The organism is Methylomonas albis, assembly GCF_014850955.1.
GTDB lineage: Bacteria > Pseudomonadota > Gammaproteobacteria > Methylococcales > Methylomonadaceae > Methylomonas > Methylomonas albis.
This window is the reverse complement of sequence record NZ_JACXSS010000001.1, coordinates 3,787,293-3,803,264: the sequence shown is the minus strand read 5'-3', so window position 1 is coordinate 3,803,264 and position 15,972 is coordinate 3,787,293. Positions and strand designations below refer to the sequence as shown.

The window sequence follows — 15,972 nt, the reverse complement described above, 5'->3', positions numbered from 1 at the left end:
TACTAAGCTAAACAACAGTGACTGTTAACCCACCGCAGAGTATCGTTATGAAACATTATCTACTAATAGTATTAGGCCTGCTGCAGTGCCTTATCGCCGTGCAGGCCATTGAGGAAGCACCGGTTACGTCCATTAGTCCCGAGCAATTGCAGAAAGTGGTGCCCTTTGCAGTGCAAGGGACGCTACAAACCTTCACCAAAACAGTTCACGGCGGCGTCCAGCATGTGGTAATCAAATTAGCGGAAAATGCCTCGCAAATAAAATTGATCCAGGCGCATTTGCAAAAAAGGGCCGAACAATACCAAGCAGGCGATTATTCGGTCACGGAGCGTCTGCACGGTGCTGAAATGCCGGGGCTTGCCCAGTTAAAAATGGCAAAAACCGACGATATTAAAGTTAAATATCAAGCTTTGGATAATGGCGGACAAATTCATTTTTCAAGTGAATACCCGCAATTTGTTCAGGCGCTGCACGAGTGGTTCGACGCCCAAGCGCAGGATCACGGCAATCCGGAAATACCCGGTCATAATCGCCATCATTCACAGCCTGCGGAATGAGGTAGCGCAATCGATTGTTGGTTGTAGAGGCGGTTTATCATCAACCAGGTTGCTGACGGCCATTCCTGCGAAAACGGGAGTTTTACTATCCGTACCCGCAGACGGATTCTCGGCTAGCTTTACAGTTATTTCGTTCAACACCGGGGCGACGCCTTTAACTTCATTGTTCGGCCCTAGTGGCTACCGCATAGGCGATTGTGAAAGATGAAAGGCGCTGTGTTTCGATTTTGTAAGTTCAAATTCGGCAGAGTACTGCCAGCCAGTCGGACCCACTATCGTTGTCGGTGCGTTTTAGCGCATTCATTCCACAGGTTCTGGAGAATAATCAATGAGGTTCCATTCAATCAAGCGCTTTCGCCAGTGCGTGTCGATGGTCTGGGTAAAGTCAGCTCGTACCAACTTGGCGCGAGCTTCACACCATTCTGACGATTCACGGCGAATCACCAGCCCTTCCAGGGGGCCAGGTCGATAATTACTGGAGGCGGCCACGACTAGCCGTTTCAGTGCGGAAATCGAGGTCTTACCATGAAACACTTGCGGCACTGTTACCAAACCGGCTTCGTTTGCCCACTTATTACGGTGCGAGGAGCTCCAGAATCGGCCAGCGCTGTTGTCATACACATCAAACAGCAGTAACCAATCCGGCAACGCAGTATAGTCTAGCGAATGGCGCGCCGCACACCACTCGCCAAATAAGATCAAGTGCGGTTTTAGCACCGCGTGCAATGCCTCGCTATGTTGTGTTAGCCACGCGGGCAAGCGCGTAAACTGGCCCGCATGAGGCTTAGCGCGATACTGGCCCCGATTTTGCGCTTGCAGTTGACCGTCGCCATCAAGCGACAACCCCAGATTGGCGCCATCCAGCTTCTCTTCGACCGTGACTACACCTGCAAGCAATGATTTAACCTCAGTGGGGGACAACACCTTGTCATTGCGTGGTGCATCTTCACCCAGCCAAGCAAGGTGCGGAGTATGGGGGAAGCGGAAGAATTTGGTCACGACTCAGACCGGCAGCGCAGGCAACGGATTGTCAGGAAACTTCTTGCGATAAAACCCGCAAGCGTCTTCCGGACACAAAAAATCGACTTTAACTCCCTTGTTCTGCAGGCTAGGCCACCAGTCCAACCATGTACAGTCGGCTGCTCGCCAGATGGGTGGCTTATCTGGGTGGGCATTGGCCGCAGCCACGAATTTACGATCAAGCGGATCGAATGCGGGTTGCAAGGCGTGATCTGGACATTCATCAAATTCATTTTCGGCTGATTCTGTGAGGCGGACCTGTTCTACTCGCGCCGGGTTTCCCGCATTACGCAGCAGAGATTTCAAGAACAAATCACCAACGCCTTTGGGTGGATTTAGTTTGGTTTTATGCAGATATTCGCCAAGAACCCGGAAACCATCATCAATGACGGTAATTCCTGATTTTTCCATGGTTAACAAACGACGAACACACTCCTCAATGCATTCAGGTGAAACGTCCGGATGTTGCCCGTTCGCCACCAATAACACATTAGGATCAACCACTGCCTTCATTGCGTGCTGCCCTGCTGATTGAGTTCTTTTTTGCGCTGCATCGCTGCCAAGGTACGGCCGGCAATATCCGCCATTTCGTCACCAAAAAAATTGTCCGGCCAGTTTTCGATTTCTCCAAATATGTTCAAGCGCAATGGTTCCAATTCGGTTGCGGCACCAGCGCGACGGCAAAAATACACCGCCACATCGTTAGGTGAAACCGAACCCTCTGCCACTCGCCGTTGCAGGCGATTGAGAAAATGCTCTGAATGGCTTTCCACGATCAGTTGAACGTTGCGTTCCTTACCGTTTTCACGGGCTTGCGTTGCGGATATAAATACGTCAGCCAGTTCAGCCTGCACCTGTGGATGCAAATGAATTTCCGGCTGCTCCATCCAGATCGTGGAATTGGGTGGGCAATAAAATGCTTGGACTAGAGCTGGTAAAACTGTGATACACCAAACCCCACATCAGTAATTTTGACTTCACTGGCAGTGGCATGGGTTTTGACCAGCACCTCATATTCTTTTCGACCTTCCGCCACAGCCTTGACCGAAAAACTTTCAATGACCCCTAAGTCTTTAAGCCATAGAGCGATAAATTCATCAAAGCGAGTCAGATGCTTCTTAGGGCCACGGTTAATTTTTCTATCTTGCGCGCTGGCAGCTAAAATGGCAGCAATCGCAAACTCACCTTTTTGTCCCACGCTCTCAGGCGTTTCTCCAGACCATGAATAGATGCGTTTTGGATGATCACGTAAGGGCCCTAGGTAGTAAACGCTATTCAACGCCGCTTCTGTACTCAAGGCAAAATCTGACAAAAATTCGGCATTTTGGAAGCGGGCGCGGCTTTGATCGGAAATCCGATAAAATTTGTCTGGGTCATCCAGCGGCCAACTTCTTCCTGTATTGCGCACGAACTTATAGTCGCTCGAAGAAATATCGAGTTTGTTTTTTTCGTCGCGCCAGTAATCAACTGTCAACTGATTTTCTGTGTTACGTAAGAGTTGATAAGTCAACTTGTCAACTCTGGGTTGTTCTTTCGCAGCGGCCGAAAGCGTGACGGCTAACCGCAGTTCATCCCCTCCAAATATTTTTTTGCTGAGCGGATCACGAGCACCCTGCTCTTTGCCTGAGATTTTCCATCCCAATTCAAATGCCAATGCATTCTTTAAGTCATGGTTATGTAGGCATTCTGCAAACGTACCCAGGTCAATCAGGGCATTTTCATCGCCCAAGTGAAGAGGCCGTTTGCGGTCGGCCGATAGCGTGGTTTGCTTGAGCGCTAGCAATAAATGACCCAAACTACTCTTGCCCGCGCTGTTCGCGCCAAAAATCACTGTTAATGGTGCAAGACGAATGGGGCCAGTATCCTTCCAGGCTTTGAAGTTCTTGATGTGCAAATGGGTTAGCATTTGTGTGATTCTCCTGTTTTTAATTTGTCCCTAACTTCCAAAGCGATAAGGTGAGTGTTGGCTTCGAAACGTGTGATTACGCAAGCTAATCTCATTTTGAATGACAGCATATTTGCCCTTTCTTATCATTTCAAATTAATCTTATCTGGCAGCGGAGGGTCGATACTTGTCTATCAACCTCAAATTGCCTAAATCCGCTATTCCGCCCAGCGTAGGGGAAAGAAGAAGGCTACCAAACCTCGGATTGCGCTTCGCTTCATCCAGGCTACGCAAGTTGGTCTATGTAGGTCAACTTGCCGTCATTGAATCAGATGGATTAATCGACCGCAATGGCTCGATAGCCCCAATTCAATCGGTATCCCGCTGCCAGTGCGCAAACCATTCCGGCAATTCGCGGGATTCGCCCAGAGCACGGAGACGATTATCGATGCCGTCATCGTTGCCCCACACTACTTCGGTCAGCATTCCATCGCTTACGCGCGTTTCTATGTCCTTGCAGTAAAGCCCGAGGTCGCGCTGGACATAGAAGCCGTAGGTTCGGCAAGCGATCGGGCGGTGTGCATAAATTAGGCAGGCGCCTTTTGCTTTGTCCAGCAGTGGGCAGATGACCGGGCGCGATATTTGACCGGCCAGCGTGGAAATCTCCCGGCCGATTTCCCGAAGTTGCGCCGGGGGTAAGGCCATCAGGCCTTCTTGCAGACAATTCCATTCCTCCGCAGTGATTCTAGGTATTTCGGCAAGCCGTCGACAACAGCCGTCGCAGCCCTGCCGGCAGAGCCAATCGGGATGGCCGTCACGGATGGTTTTTACGCGGGTGTCTATATCTGCATGGATTTGGGCGATGGTATTCACTTGGCTATACTGCCTTTTTAACCGTGTTTTGAAAAGCCTTGACGTCAAAAATGCCGGTTCGGGTATCGTCTGGCTGGCTGTTTTTTAACTAAGTCCTAATTAAAGCTTAAGTAGATTTTAAGCCGCCATCTCTAAAATTTTCTGCAAGTGAATAACTTATGGAGTGATTATGAGCGACTTGAATACTGTAATGAAGCAATACCTGGGCGAAAGACGCATTGGCGGCGGCACTTATGTCGCAATTGACGGCCTCTTAAAATATTGCATGACAGCGCCCCTACTTGAATTGCCGATAGATTTTAAGGAATGGTACAAAACAGCCAGCAGTATTATCCCGCAGCTTTATCAAATCTAATGTTTCCAGATGTGTTCCTCCGGCTGTGCCGACTCTTATGTATTGGAACCAGACCAAACTTGCAATGTCAGTGGTGCACATTCTCACCATAAAGATTTGCCCCCATGAACGGGGCCGTGGCGTCCGCTCAGCATCCCCAGCGTAAGTGTTAAAACTTTATTTAACGATTTAAACATGTCTTTTTTGGAGAAAAAAAATGAAACTAAAATATTTGCCAACTATGTTGGTACTTTCCGCATTAGCTAACGGCTGTGCATCCATGAGTGGCTGGCGGCCCATCGTTGATCCTCGCTTGGATCAACATCCGGAGACCATGCAGCGCGACATGGTCGAGTGTAAGTTACTGGCGGAACAAGCGTCGGATATCACGAAAGAAATCGGTATGGGCGCGGGTGTTGGTGCTGTTACCGGTGCGGCGGGTGGCGCAGCAGTCGGTGCTATAGCGGGCAGTGCGGCAACGGGTGCCGCCGGTGGCGCTATTTTGGCCATTCCGGCCGGGCTGTGGGAAGGTTATCAAGCCAACGAAGGCTTTAAACGAGCATTTAAAACCTGCATGCGTCAACGCGGGCATACTCTGGTCAACTAAAGCTCCATTCTAAAAACGGCTATTTTTAACGAAGTAGCCGTGCTTGTAAAACTGAAATGTTTGCGACGGGTCTGGGGCGGTTGGTATCAACAATTATCTGTTATCCGGTATTGGCTTGATAATATATCGCCTGAATATTTGTTGAACTTCTATAGACATTACGATGCGTGAGTTAACCGACCGAGAGTTGTATCAGGCGCTGCAATACGCCAAAAGCCAGGATGAAAATGCTGGTCGTGCGATCCTGCAGCAATTTCAGACCGAGCAGGGTGCTTTGGCGCAAACCATCTTTGGCGTATTTTCGGCGTTGATTGCCGACAAAGATCGGAATCTGGCGAACTTATTCATGGATCTTTGCTTCGATGTACTTTGCGTGTTCAGGCATGCTTTTGGCGGTTTGCCGGATCAGAGCGTATTGAACATGGAATGGTTAGAAAATACGGCTGCCTTACTTGATGCAGAGTTGCAGGCATTCCTGCCGGGTAACCAGATGGATACGAAGTTCCGCGACAAATTTCAGAACCGATTTGCCGACCGCCTGATCGAAAGCAACTCGCAAACCGGCTTGGTTAAATTTATGGACGAGTCCATCAGCGAATATGTTGCCGGTAGTCAGGCGGATGCCGAAGCGGTTCGCACCACCCGGACCATGATATATGTCGTTATTCAGCTATTTTGTGCGATGTACGAACAGGCGGAATGCCAGTCCAAGTCATAAAGATCTTTAGCCTGTTGTTTGCGCTGAGCTTGATTTTCAGCTCAGCGCTCCGGGTTATGCTTGATGCAGTGCTGCCAAGGCCGAGACATAATCCGGTTCGTCGGCAATTTCACTGACTAGCTGGGTGTAGATCACTTGGTCGTTTTCGTCGATGATGACGATAGCGCGGGCGGTTAGGCCGGCCAGAATGCTGTCCAATAATTCGACGCCATAGTCGTGGGCAAATTTAGAACGGAAGGTGGATAGAGGCACGACGTGTTTAACGCCTTCGACTTCGCAAAACCGTACTTGCGCGAAGGGCAAGTCGGCGGAAACCACCAACACGACGGTATTGTCCAGGTGCGCAGCCTTTTCGTTGAATTTGCGCGTCGAGGTGGCGCAGGTGGGCGTATCCAGGCTGGGGACAATGTTTAGCACTTTGCGCTTGCCGGCGAACTCAGCCAAACCAACGTCCTGCATTTTACGATTGCTTAGCAGAAAGTCCGGCGCCTGAGTACCTACTGCCGGTAAATCGCCGATAGTGTTGATTGGTTTGCCTTGGAAAGTGATGATTGCCATAGGGTTGTTCTCGTAGGTTTAGTAGGGGCGATTAGGCCGGGCGCATGCTTACAGATGGCCGGCCACGATTCCCGTGGTTATTTTTTCCGTTTGCTGAAATCGATCAAGCGTTTGCGTTTTTTCACCTGGCGATCGGTCAACGGGTTTTTCTGGCCCTGAAACGGATTTTCCGGCGACTTGAACACCAAGCGTATCGGTGTACCTGTCAGTTTTAGCTGGTCGCGGAAATAATTCATCAGATAGCGTTTGTATGCGGCAGGTAAGGAATCAGTCTGCGTACCGTGTAATACTACTACAGGCGGGTTACGGCCACCTTGGTGAGCGTATTTCAATTTGATCCGGCGGCCGCCGACCAGTGGCGGTTGATGCGCGGCCAAGGCGTCAGTCAAAATCCGGGTCAGTAACGGCGTTGACATGTCGGTCATTGCCGAGTCGTACAAGGTATGCACTACGTCGAACAATTTACCCACGCCGCTGCCGTGCAAGGCGGAGATCGGATGCTTTTCGGCGAATTCCAGAAACGACAATTTCATTTCGATCTGTTTTTTCACAAAATCGCGGTGTTCAGCGTTCAGGCCATCCCATTTGTTCAGGCCGATGATCAAGGCCCGGCCGGCTTCCAGCACCAAGCCTAAAATATGCGCATCCTGGTCGGTGATGCCTTCGCGAGCATCGATCAAATAAATGACCACATGAGCTTTTTCGATGGCTTGCAGTGATTTGATGATGCTGAATTTTTCCACCGTCAGCGATACGCGCGAACGGCGACGCATGCCGGCGGTGTCGATCAAGGTAAATTTCTGGCCGTTGCGCTCAAAGGGAATGTAAATACTGTCGCGGGTGGTGCCGGCTTCGTCGAATACCACCACGCGTTCTTCACCGAGCAGGCGATTCACCAAAGTTGACTTGCCGACATTCGGCCGGCCGACGATGGCAATGGCGATACCCGGATCTTGCTCTTCGAATTCATCCTCGACTACCGGCAGTAGCTCGTCGATACGATCCAGCAAGTCGTGGACATTGCGGCCGTGGGTGGCGGCAATCCCGATGGGTTCGCCAAGTGCCAGGCTATAGAAATCGTTGGTCACGGTGTTGCTGTCTATACCGTCGACTTTATTGACCACGAGCACCACCGGTTTGCCCAGCTTGCGCAGCATGTTGGCAATCGCTTCGTCGGTGGCGTTGAGGCCGTCGCGGGCGTCGACCATGAAAAACACCACGTCGGCTTCCTGCAAGGCAATTTCCACCTGCTTTTTGGCGAAGACATCTATGCCTTCCTGCTCGTCGGTGATGCCGCCGGTATCGACCAGCAAACAGTCGCGTTCGCCGCGTTTGATGCGGCCGTATTGCCGGTCGCGGGTCAGTCCGGGATAGTCCGCGACTAGCGCTTCGCGGCTGCGCGTCAGGTAATTAAACAGCGTGGATTTGCCCACATTGGGGCGGCCCACTAGGGCTATAACGGGTAACATAGATTTATTTTGCTCTCAAGGCGGCCAAGGTGCCGTCTTTGGCGTAAATGTAAACAGTGTCGTCCACGACTACCGGCTTGGCTTCTATCGCCGCTTTACTGACCTGAATGCGGCCCAATTGGCGGCCGTCGCTATTGGACAGCCAATGTACATAGCCTTCGAAATCGCCGGCTACGACGTAATTTTGATAAACCACTGCTGCGGTCAATTGGCGGTTGTGCAGATCTTTTTGTTTCCACAGCGAGGCACCGCTGCGTTGATCGAGTTGCCAGACTTCGCTTTGGGTATCGCTGACATAAAGGTAACGATAATCCAGGCTTAGACCGGTGTAGGAAGACACCGCTTCGTTGCGCCACAGTACGTCGCCGTCGACTTCGGAAACCGAGGTGGCGCCGCCGGTGAAGCCGGCAATATAAATTGCACCGCGTGCCGCGACCGGGTCGACATCCAGATCGACTAGGCGTTCGACTTCGGAACGACCGCTCGGAATCGCGATAGTCGCTTCCCAGATGGATTTGCCATCTTTCAATTGCAGGGCTTGCAGCTTGCCGTTGGCCGAGCCGGCGATTACGTTGTCGTCGATAATGATGGGCGCGCCGGTACCACGGATACTCAAGGCCGGTACGCTGTGTTCGAAAGTCCAGAGTTGCGCGCCACTATCTTCTTTTAGGCCGATGATTTTGCCGTCGGTGGTGCGAATGATGACGACACCGCGACTCACCACGGGGGCGGCCAATACTTCGCTGGGCACATCGATTTTCCAGCGTTGTTCGCCGTTAGCTTTATCAAAACCTATTACTTCGCCGGTGCTGGTACCCATAATCACCGTGTGTACCCCTAAACCGGGACCGGCCGAGAAGCTGTAATCGGTGTTGTTTTCCCAGGTCAGACTGCCGTTGACGGCGCCACGCGCTTGCAAATGGCCTTTGTTGTCGCCGACATAGACAGTGCTTTCGGCGACCGCAGGTATCAGTTTCAGATACTTTTCATCCGCGCCATTACCGATTGATTCCTTCCACAGCACCTCGACTTGCACTTCCGGCGTATATTCCTGCAGGGTGGCCGGCGGATCGGCGTTGTCATCGTCGCCGGTGATATATTCCGTTAAGCCAGAGACAAAGTCGCGTCCGGCATCCAGTCCCGCACAACCTGTCAGCATAGATAGGCAAGCAAGCAGCGGGAAAAGTGAGCGGTATCTGATGTTCCTGATTAACATGCTAAAGCGTGTGTCCGTTGGGGTGAACTCAATTGGCCGTCGCCGGGGCAGCGTTGGTTGGGGTCGCGACATCGTCCAGTTTGAACTGTGTCAGTGGGGTGGCTTGACCGGTTCTGATCGCGCTTTGGTAAGCACTACGGGCTTCGTCCAAACGGTCCAAGGCCACGTATAAATCGCCTTGCAATTCGTCATAACTGGCGGCGAAGCCTTCGGATTTGGCCGGATCGACCGCGGCGATCAGTTGCAAGCCTTGTTCGTATTGACCGGTAGCCAGCATTAACTGAATCAGACGCAGACGAGCTACATGTCTTAATTCGTCGCTGTCGGCTTCCTTGATCGATTTTTCCAGAATCGCTTTAGCGCCTTCCATATCGCCTTTTTGTACTTTGCTTTTGGCCAATTGCAGGTCGGCATAGTGGGCGTAAGCGGTGCCCGGAAATTCAATAGGCAAGCGTTCCGCCAGTTTTTCGGTGGATTCACTATTGTCCTTGGCTGCGCTGTCCAACAATTGTTGGTACATTTGCGAGGCTTGGCTGCGTTTTTCCAGCTGATGGTTTTGCCAGAGATTCCAGCCGCTCACCAATACTATTGCGGTGACGACGCCGGCGATCAATGAAGTCTGATTGGCTTCCCACCATTTTTTCAACTGTTCCAGCTGTTCTTCTTCGGTATCGTAAATTGCCACGGTAGTTCTCTTCTATTGTCAGGTTACAAGGGTTTATTGGTTGCGCCAGTCTTGCAGGGTTTGCAGGAGCTGGTCGTGATTAAGCGTGCTTTGTTCAGCGTCGATGCGCAAGGGTTTCAAGGCCACTTCGCCGCGCTGGGCTTCGTCGTCGCCGATGATGATGGCATACTCGGCGCCGGATTTATCGGCCTTTTTAAACTGACTTTTGAAGCTGCCGCCGCCGCAATTGACTTGCAATTTCAAGCCTGGAATCGCATCGCGAATTTGTTCAGCCAGACACATGCCGGCAGCTTCGGCGCTGCTGCCTACGCGTATCATATAGACATTCGTGGTCGTTGCGACCGGGACATTATCCAGTAACTCCAGCAAGGCCAGGATGCGCTCCATACCCATCGCAAAGCCGATGGCATAATTGGCTTTGCCGCCCAATTGTTCGATCAAACCGTCGTAGCGGCCGCCGGCACAGATGGTGCCTTGCGAGCCCAAGTGCTCGGTGACCCATTCGAATACGGTCTTGCCGTAATAATCCAGGCCGCGTACCAATCGGGTATTCAACTGGTAGGCGATGCCCAGGTCGTCCAGCGTGGCTTTCAGACTGTTGAAATGTGCCAGGCTTTCTGCGCCCAGATGCTCAAGCAACACCGGAGCTTGTTGCAGCATGGCCTGCATGTCGGGGTTTTTGCTATCCAGAATGCGTAGCGGGTTAGTTTCCAAACGGCGCAGACTGTCTTCGTCCAGAACGGCTAAATGCTGTTGGAAATAGTCGACCAGTTTGCTGCGGTAGGCCAGGCGTTCTTCGCTGGTGCCCAGGGAATTGATTTGCAACTCGACTTTATCGCGAATCCCCAATTGCTTCCAGAGCCGGTCGGTTAGGGCGATGATTTCCGCGTCGATATCCGGACCCGGCATGCCATAGGTTTCCACGCCCAGTTGGTAGAACTGCCGGTAACGGCCTTTCTGCGGGCGCTCGTGCCGGAACATCGGGCCGTAATACCATAGCCGGTGAGTTTGGTTATGCAGCAGACCGTGTTCCAGGCAGGCGCGCAAACAACCGGCGGTGCCTTCCGGACGTAGCGTTAACGAGTCGCCGTTGCGGTCGTCGAAGGTGTACATTTCTTTTTCGACGATGTCGGTGACTTCACCTATCGAGCGTTTGAACAGCTCGGTTTTTTCGACGATGGGCAGTCTGATTTCCTGATAGCCGTAGGCGCCTAGTACTTGTCTGGCTTGGCCTTCCAGCCATTGCCAATAAGGCGATTGCTCGGGAAGAATGTCGTGCATGCCGCGGATGGCTTGGATAGCCTGTTGTTGTTTTGCCATGATCTTGTTTGTTGCCGGATTATTTGCTGATCGCGGTTCTTACTTGTTGAGCCTCTTTGGAAGCAGGAAATGAGCTAATCAATTGCTCGCGGTATTCTTCCGATATTTTGCTGTTACCCAGCGCCCGTTCGGTTTGAAACGCTATCCACAGCGTTTCCGGGGTATGTTTGGCAACGCCCAGATAGCGCTCAAGAAACGCTCTGGCCGACATGAATTGTCCGTTCTGATAGCTGATGCGTTGCATCTCCTGCAAGGCAGGCGAATAGTCGGATTGAGATTGGAGAGCCTGACGAAAATACTCTTCGGCACCCTGCATGTCGTTTTGCTTTACATGGCAAACGCCCAAATTGGTCAGCGCAAACCAGGGTCGGCTATTCATTGGCGAGCCCATGGATTCTTGCAGCAAGGCTATGCCTTTCTCGAATTTACCTTGTTCGCATAAGAAACGGCCATAGTTGTTCTTGATGCTGAAGTTATCCGGGTCCTTGCTCAGTGCGGTTTGATAGCTGTCGCTGGCTGCCTCGGTCTGCTTGATGCGCTCGTAAAATACCGCCAGCGTGTTATGCGTTTCCGGGTTGCTGGAGTCCAGTCGTACTGCGGTTTCCAACTTTTCCTTGGCTATTTCGAGCATACCCATATCCAGGTAGCGAGCGCCCATCTGTAAATTTAGCTTGGCTTTTTCAGAATTACTCATTGTGTCGCGGGTGTCCGGCAGCAGTCCGCAGCCGCCCAGCAATAAACCGATCAGCACTAATCCGCACGAGCTCCGTTTACCCGGCATGCGCGGTTCCTTGCGCTTGCAGTTTTAAATGTCTGCGACTTTTGTCCTGCACCTGGCCGACCAATTGCCCGCAGGCCGCGTCTATGTCTTCGCCGCGCGTCTTGCGGACGGTAGTGACAATGCCGGCGTTATGCAGAATATCGCGAAACTTCAGAATCGCGGCATTGCTTGAGCAGCGGTAGTGTGATTGCGGAAACGGATTGAAAGGGATCAAATTCAGTTTGGACGGTACGGTTTTCAATAGTTTGACCAAGGTTCGCGCATCTTCCGGACTGTCGTTGATGCCATCCAGCATCACATATTCAAACGTAATATGCTTGCGCGGGCCGGTTTTCGCATATTCGCGGCAAGCTTCCATTAGCTCTTTCAGCGGATACTTGATGTTGATCGGCACCAGTTGGTCGCGCAATTCGTCATGAGGGGCGTGCAGGGAGACGGCGACACTGACGTCGCAGACTTCATTCAGACGCTTCATGGCCGGCACAATGCCGGAGGTGCTGATGGTGACGCGGCGTTTGGACAGACCGTAACAAAAATCATCCATCATTAAATTCATTGCCGCCACGACATTGTCGAAGTTCAGCAGAGGCTCACCCATGCCCATCATCACCACATTGGTAATGCGGCGCTCCGGTCCCATTCTTTGTTGTGCCAGATAGAGCTGGCCAATAATTTCGGCGGTGGACAGATTGCGGTTGAAGCCTTGTTTGGCGGTCGAACAAAAGGTGCAGGCCAGCGCGCAGCCCACTTGCGAGGACACGCATAAGGTGGCGCGGCGTTCTTCAGGGATGTAAACAGTTTCCACCCGATTGCCGCAATGCATCTGTACCGCCCATTTGCAAGTACCGTCGGACGCCAATTGTTCGGCGACGATTTCCGGGACTTTGATCTGGCAGTGTTCTTTTAAATGACTGCGTAGCGATTTGCTCAGGTTGGTCATCTCGTCGAAATCCGAGATGCCTTCCTGATAAATCCATTTCAACACCTGGGTGGCGCGAAACGGCTTTTCGCCGAGCTCGACAAAAAAGGCTTGCAGGCCTTTTCTGTCGAAATCCAGCAGATTAATCAATGCTGGCTTAGCGGATACGGTCGCAGAGTTCATCAGCAGAGAAGAAGTAAGCGATTTCTCTTGCAGCAGATTCTGCCGCATCGGAGCCGTGAACGGCATTTTCGTCGATGCTGACCGCGAAGTCGGCGCGAATGGTGCCAGCCGCAGCTTCTTTAGGATTGGTGGCGCCCATCAGGTCACGGTTTTTCAGTACCGCATTTTCGCCTTCCAACACTTGGACAACAACCGGGCCGGAGATCATGAAGCTGACCAAGTCTTTGAAAAAGCCGCGTTCTTTATGCTCGGCATAAAAGCCTTCGGCTTGTTCTTGGCTTAATTGCAGCATTTTTGATGCGACGATGCGCAGGCCGTTTTTTTCGAAGCGGCTGACAATTTCCCCAATCACATTTTTAGCGACTGCATCAGGCTTGATGATTGAGAAAGTACGTTCGATTGCCATTGTTTAACTCCAGTGAGGATAGTGATTGAAAAATTAGTTGCGCATTATATCGCGTCCGGCAGGGTGATGAGAAACACCCTGCGCATAATGCATTGATTGTAGAACCAAAAAGCAGCGAAAAGGCAGGGGTTGCCTGCTTGATGAGTCTAGATGGACAGTTTTTCGACTTTACGGTCACCGCCGTAGAACCAGTTGACCAGCATGCGGGTGCCGGTAATCGCGGTGAATAATGAAGTTAGGATGCCTATGGTCAATACCAGTGCAAAGCCCTTAACCGGTCCGGTGCCGAAACCGAATAGTAATACCGCGACAATCAAGTGAGTGACGTTGGAATCGAGAATGGTGGCAAACGCTTTTTCGTAACCCACGTAAATGCTAGCCTGCAGGCTAAGGCCGTGGCGTAGTTCTTCACGGATCCGTTCGTTGATCAGGACGTTGGCGTCAACCGCCATACCCACCGTCAGCACGATACCGGCCATGCCTGGCAGGGTCAAGGTGGCTTGCAATACGGACATGATGGCAATCAACAGCACGACGTTGAACAACAAAGCGAAGTTGGCGATCAGGCCGAACGCGCGGTAATAGACGATCATGAAAAATACCACCAGCAGGAAACCGGCGGTAATAGATGTCATGCCTTGGTCGATATTTTCCTGGCCCAAGCTGGGGCCAACGGTGCGTTCTTCAACGATTTCAACCGGAGCGGCCAGTGCGCCGGCTCTTAGCAATAAGGCCAAGGTGCGAGCTTCTTCAGGGCTATCCAGGCCGGTGGTTTGGAAGCGTTTGCTGAAACTGTCGCGAATGGTGGCGACGCTGATGACTTTTTCGACTTTTTCTTTGTGTTGGACTTTTTCGCCGTTAACGACTTTGGTCTCGGATTTGTATTCGATGAACACCACCGCCATTGGCTTGCCGATATTTTCCTGGGTCATCTTGCCCATTTTCTTGGCGCCGACACCATCCAGCGTGATGAATACAGCTGGTGAACCATCTTGGTCCAAGCCGGATGATGCATCGGTGATCTGGTCGCCGGTGACGATAACCGCGCGTTTTAACAGTACCGGCGCGCCGTTTTTATCTTTATATAACCGGCTGCCAATCGGCTCGTGACCGCCCAGGGCCGATTGCACATCATGCTCCACGTCCACCAAACGGTATTCCAGTGTGGCGGTGGTGCCTAACAATTCTTTCGCGCGGGTAGTGTCTTGCACGCCGGGCAATTGCACGACGATGCGGCTATCACCTTGTTGCTGAATGATAGGTTCGGCTACACCCAGTTCGTTGACCCGGTTACGCAGCGTGGTGATGTTTTGGCCCAGAGCCGCTTTTTTAATTTCGCGCAGGTTGCGCTCGGGAATGTTCAGCGTAAATTCGTTTGGACCGCTTTCCACTAAATCCAGTCCGCGGAAGTCTTTGTTCAATACGCCTGTGGCGGCAGCGCTAGCCTCTTCGTTAGGCAGCACGATTTTGATGCCGCTGGCTTCTTTGGCAACCGATTGATAACGGATTTTTGCATCTCGGAAGGCGGAGCGAATATCGTTGGTATAGCGCTCTTCAGCCTGTTTCAGTGCGCTATCCATGTCCACTTCCAGCAGGAAGTGCACGCCGCCGCGCAAATCAAGGCCTAGATGCATGGGGTTTGCACCCAGCGTCCGCAGCCAGTCTGGTGTGGCCGGTGCCAAATTCAAGGCGACGGTGGCTTTGCCGGACATTTGCTCGCGCAACAAATCCGCGGACTTCATTTGCTCGTCGGTATTGTTGAAGCGCGCCAGAATTTTGCCGTTGGTAAATTCAAAGCTTTTAAGCGCAAAGCCGGCATTTTTGATGCTGGCTGCGACTTCGTCAGCCTGAGACTGCTGCAATGGCGTCGCGTTGGACGAAGCCAGTTGCACTGCCGGGTCGTTGCCATAAAGATTAGGCAGCGCGTAAATCGTACCGATCAGTAAAATGATCAGCACCAGAATGTTTTTCCAGACAGGGAAATGATTTTGCATGGTTATTCCATTAAAAGCAGTGACAGCCAGGCTGTTGCGAATAAAAGCGGGGTATATCGCAGGGTTAAAGCAAGCTTATTCTTTGGTTTTTTTGCTGTTCAAGGTTTTGTAAGTGCCTTTGGGCATCATGTTGGCGATGGCGTGGCGCTGTACTTGAATAAAGCTGTTATCGGAAACTTCCAATTTGACGAAGTTGTCGTCCAGTTCGGCCACTTTACCCAGAATGCCGCCGGTGGTAACGACTTCCGCGCCTTTGCCCAGTGCTGCCAGCATTTGTTTCTGTTCTTTGGTGCGCTTTGATTGTGGGCGGATGAACAGAAAATAGAAAAATATCAAAATGCCCAATGGGAACAGCATGCCTTCAAAACCAGGTTGTACGGCGGTGGGCGCGGTTTGAGCCAGCGCGTCAGAAATCAAGAAACTCATGGTAATCCTCTTATTGTTATC

The 15,972-nt window shown here is 51.7% G+C and carries 19 protein-coding genes; 4 read left to right on the top strand and 15 right to left on the bottom strand.

Going from position 1 to position 15,972, the window contains the following annotated elements:
• The first annotated feature begins 47 nt into the window (after positions 1 to 47).
• Positions 48 to 557: an aspartate carbamoyltransferase gene (locus EBA_RS17515; RefSeq protein WP_192375892.1), complete on the top strand. Its 510-nt coding sequence runs from the start codon at positions 48 to 50 to the stop codon at positions 555 to 557.
• Positions 558 to 857: 300 nt separating this feature from the next.
• Here the strand turns inward: EBA_RS17515 and EBA_RS17510 are convergent, their stop codons facing one another.
• The 5 genes from EBA_RS17510 to EBA_RS17490 form a co-directional block, all read right to left on the bottom strand.
• Positions 858 to 1,556, bottom strand: a complete 699-nt coding sequence (locus EBA_RS17510) for an RNA ligase family protein (protein WP_192375891.1) — start codon at positions 1,554 to 1,556, stop codon at positions 858 to 860.
• A gap of 3 nt (positions 1,557 to 1,559) precedes the next feature.
• Positions 1,560 to 2,090, bottom strand: a complete 531-nt coding sequence (locus tag EBA_RS17505; protein WP_192375890.1) for a hypothetical protein — start codon at positions 2,088 to 2,090, stop codon at positions 1,560 to 1,562.
• Positions 2,087 to 2,524, bottom strand: coding sequence for an AAA family ATPase (locus EBA_RS24755; protein WP_324615381.1), 438 nt, complete (start codon positions 2,522 to 2,524; stop codon positions 2,087 to 2,089). Before EBA_RS24755 ends, EBA_RS17505 begins: the two co-directional genes overlap by 4 nt.
• A complete protein-coding gene (locus EBA_RS17495) occupies positions 2,503 to 3,483 on the bottom strand; it encodes an AAA family ATPase (protein WP_223146706.1) in 981 nt (326 codons plus the stop codon). Before EBA_RS17495 ends, EBA_RS24755 begins: the two co-directional genes overlap by 22 nt.
• 348 nt (positions 3,484 to 3,831) lie before the next feature.
• On the bottom strand, positions 3,832 to 4,335 hold the full coding sequence (locus EBA_RS17490) for a YkgJ family cysteine cluster protein (protein ID WP_192375889.1): 504 nt from the start codon (positions 4,333 to 4,335) through the stop codon (positions 3,832 to 3,834).
• Between the two features lie 169 nt (positions 4,336 to 4,504).
• Between EBA_RS17490 and EBA_RS17485 the strand changes: the two genes are divergently transcribed.
• The 3 genes from EBA_RS17485 to EBA_RS17475 all read left to right on the top strand — a co-directional run bounded on the left by EBA_RS17485 (position 4,505) and on the right by EBA_RS17475 (position 5,994).
• Positions 4,505 to 4,690 (top strand): hypothetical protein, encoded by a 186-nt coding sequence (locus tag EBA_RS17485; RefSeq protein ID WP_192375888.1) that lies wholly within the window; start codon positions 4,505 to 4,507, stop codon positions 4,688 to 4,690.
• 196 nt (positions 4,691 to 4,886) lie between these two features.
• Positions 4,887 to 5,276: a glycine zipper family protein gene (locus tag EBA_RS17480; RefSeq protein WP_192375887.1), complete on the top strand. Its 390-nt coding sequence runs from the start codon at positions 4,887 to 4,889 to the stop codon at positions 5,274 to 5,276.
• Between the two features lie 163 nt (positions 5,277 to 5,439).
• On the top strand, positions 5,440 to 5,994 hold the full coding sequence (locus tag EBA_RS17475) for a hypothetical protein (RefSeq protein ID WP_192375886.1): 555 nt from the start codon (positions 5,440 to 5,442) through the stop codon (positions 5,992 to 5,994).
• 54 nt (positions 5,995 to 6,048) lie between these two features.
• Here EBA_RS17475 and tpx read toward each other — a convergent pair whose 3' ends face one another.
• The 10 genes from tpx to yajC form a co-directional block, all read right to left on the bottom strand.
• A complete protein-coding gene (tpx, locus tag EBA_RS17470; RefSeq protein WP_192375885.1) occupies positions 6,049 to 6,552 on the bottom strand; it encodes a thiol peroxidase in 504 nt (167 codons plus the stop codon).
• Between the two features lie 77 nt (positions 6,553 to 6,629).
• Entirely contained in the window at positions 6,630 to 8,021 is a 1,392-nt protein-coding gene (gene der / locus EBA_RS17465) for a ribosome biogenesis GTPase Der (protein ID WP_192375884.1), read from the bottom strand.
• Between the two features lie 4 nt (positions 8,022 to 8,025).
• Complete coding sequence (gene bamB, locus EBA_RS17460; protein WP_192375883.1) at positions 8,026 to 9,237, bottom strand: outer membrane protein assembly factor BamB; 1,212 nt, start codon at positions 9,235 to 9,237, stop codon at positions 8,026 to 8,028.
• A 28-nt stretch (positions 9,238 to 9,265) separates the two neighbouring features.
• Positions 9,266 to 9,922, bottom strand: coding sequence for a YfgM family protein (locus EBA_RS17455; protein WP_192375882.1), 657 nt, complete (start codon positions 9,920 to 9,922; stop codon positions 9,266 to 9,268).
• 33 nt (positions 9,923 to 9,955) lie between these two features.
• Complete coding sequence (hisS, locus tag EBA_RS17450; RefSeq protein WP_192375881.1) at positions 9,956 to 11,242, bottom strand: histidine--tRNA ligase; 1,287 nt, start codon at positions 11,240 to 11,242, stop codon at positions 9,956 to 9,958.
• 19 nt (positions 11,243 to 11,261) lie between these two features.
• Positions 11,262 to 12,023: a type IV pilus biogenesis/stability protein PilW gene (pilW, locus tag EBA_RS17445; RefSeq protein ID WP_192375880.1), complete on the bottom strand. Its 762-nt coding sequence runs from the start codon at positions 12,021 to 12,023 to the stop codon at positions 11,262 to 11,264.
• Positions 12,013 to 13,125, bottom strand: a complete 1,113-nt coding sequence (gene rlmN / locus EBA_RS17440; protein ID WP_192375879.1) for a 23S rRNA (adenine(2503)-C(2))-methyltransferase RlmN — start codon at positions 13,123 to 13,125, stop codon at positions 12,013 to 12,015. Before rlmN ends, pilW begins: the two co-directional genes overlap by 11 nt.
• A complete protein-coding gene (ndk, locus tag EBA_RS17435) occupies positions 13,100 to 13,531 on the bottom strand; it encodes a nucleoside-diphosphate kinase (RefSeq protein WP_192375878.1) in 432 nt (143 codons plus the stop codon). Before ndk ends, rlmN begins: the two co-directional genes overlap by 26 nt.
• Positions 13,532 to 13,677: 146 nt before the next feature.
• Entirely contained in the window at positions 13,678 to 15,525 is a 1,848-nt protein-coding gene (gene secD / locus EBA_RS17430) for a protein translocase subunit SecD (protein WP_192375877.1), read from the bottom strand.
• A 75-nt stretch (positions 15,526 to 15,600) separates the two neighbouring features.
• On the bottom strand, positions 15,601 to 15,951 hold the full coding sequence (yajC, locus tag EBA_RS17425) for a preprotein translocase subunit YajC (protein WP_192375876.1): 351 nt from the start codon (positions 15,949 to 15,951) through the stop codon (positions 15,601 to 15,603).
• Positions 15,952 to 15,972 lie beyond the last annotated feature (21 nt).

Excerpts from the sequence above, each read along its gene's own strand:
- yajC (WP_192375876.1), bottom strand. The coding sequence starts at position 15,951 with ATGAGTTTCTTGATTTCTGACGCGCTGGCTCAAACCGCGCCCACCGCC.
- tpx (WP_192375885.1), bottom strand. The coding sequence starts at position 6,552 with ATGGCAATCATCACTTTCCAAGGCAAACCAATCAACACTATCGGCGAT.
- EBA_RS17485 (WP_192375888.1), top strand. The coding sequence starts at position 4,505 with ATGAGCGACTTGAATACTGTAATGAAGCAATACCTGGGCGAAAGACGC.
- hisS (WP_192375881.1), bottom strand. The coding sequence starts at position 11,242 with ATGGCAAAACAACAACAGGCTATCCAAGCCATCCGCGGCATGCACGAC.
- pilW (WP_192375880.1), bottom strand. The coding sequence starts at position 12,023 with ATGCCGGGTAAACGGAGCTCGTGCGGATTAGTGCTGATCGGTTTATTG.
- EBA_RS17475 (WP_192375886.1), top strand. The coding sequence starts at position 5,440 with ATGCGTGAGTTAACCGACCGAGAGTTGTATCAGGCGCTGCAATACGCC.
- EBA_RS17515 (WP_192375892.1), top strand. The coding sequence starts at position 48 with ATGAAACATTATCTACTAATAGTATTAGGCCTGCTGCAGTGCCTTATC.
- EBA_RS17505 (WP_192375890.1), bottom strand. The coding sequence starts at position 2,090 with ATGAAGGCAGTGGTTGATCCTAATGTGTTATTGGTGGCGAACGGGCAA.
- EBA_RS17480 (WP_192375887.1), top strand. The coding sequence starts at position 4,887 with ATGAAACTAAAATATTTGCCAACTATGTTGGTACTTTCCGCATTAGCT.
- EBA_RS17495 (WP_223146706.1), bottom strand. The coding sequence starts at position 3,483 with ATGCTAACCCATTTGCACATCAAGAACTTCAAAGCCTGGAAGGATACT.
- secD (WP_192375877.1), bottom strand. The coding sequence starts at position 15,525 with ATGCAAAATCATTTCCCTGTCTGGAAAAACATTCTGGTGCTGATCATT.
- ndk (WP_192375878.1), bottom strand. The coding sequence starts at position 13,531 with ATGGCAATCGAACGTACTTTCTCAATCATCAAGCCTGATGCAGTCGCT.
- rlmN (WP_192375879.1), bottom strand. The coding sequence starts at position 13,125 with ATGAACTCTGCGACCGTATCCGCTAAGCCAGCATTGATTAATCTGCTG.
- der (WP_192375884.1), bottom strand. The coding sequence starts at position 8,021 with ATGTTACCCGTTATAGCCCTAGTGGGCCGCCCCAATGTGGGCAAATCC.
- bamB (WP_192375883.1), bottom strand. The coding sequence starts at position 9,237 with ATGTTAATCAGGAACATCAGATACCGCTCACTTTTCCCGCTGCTTGCT.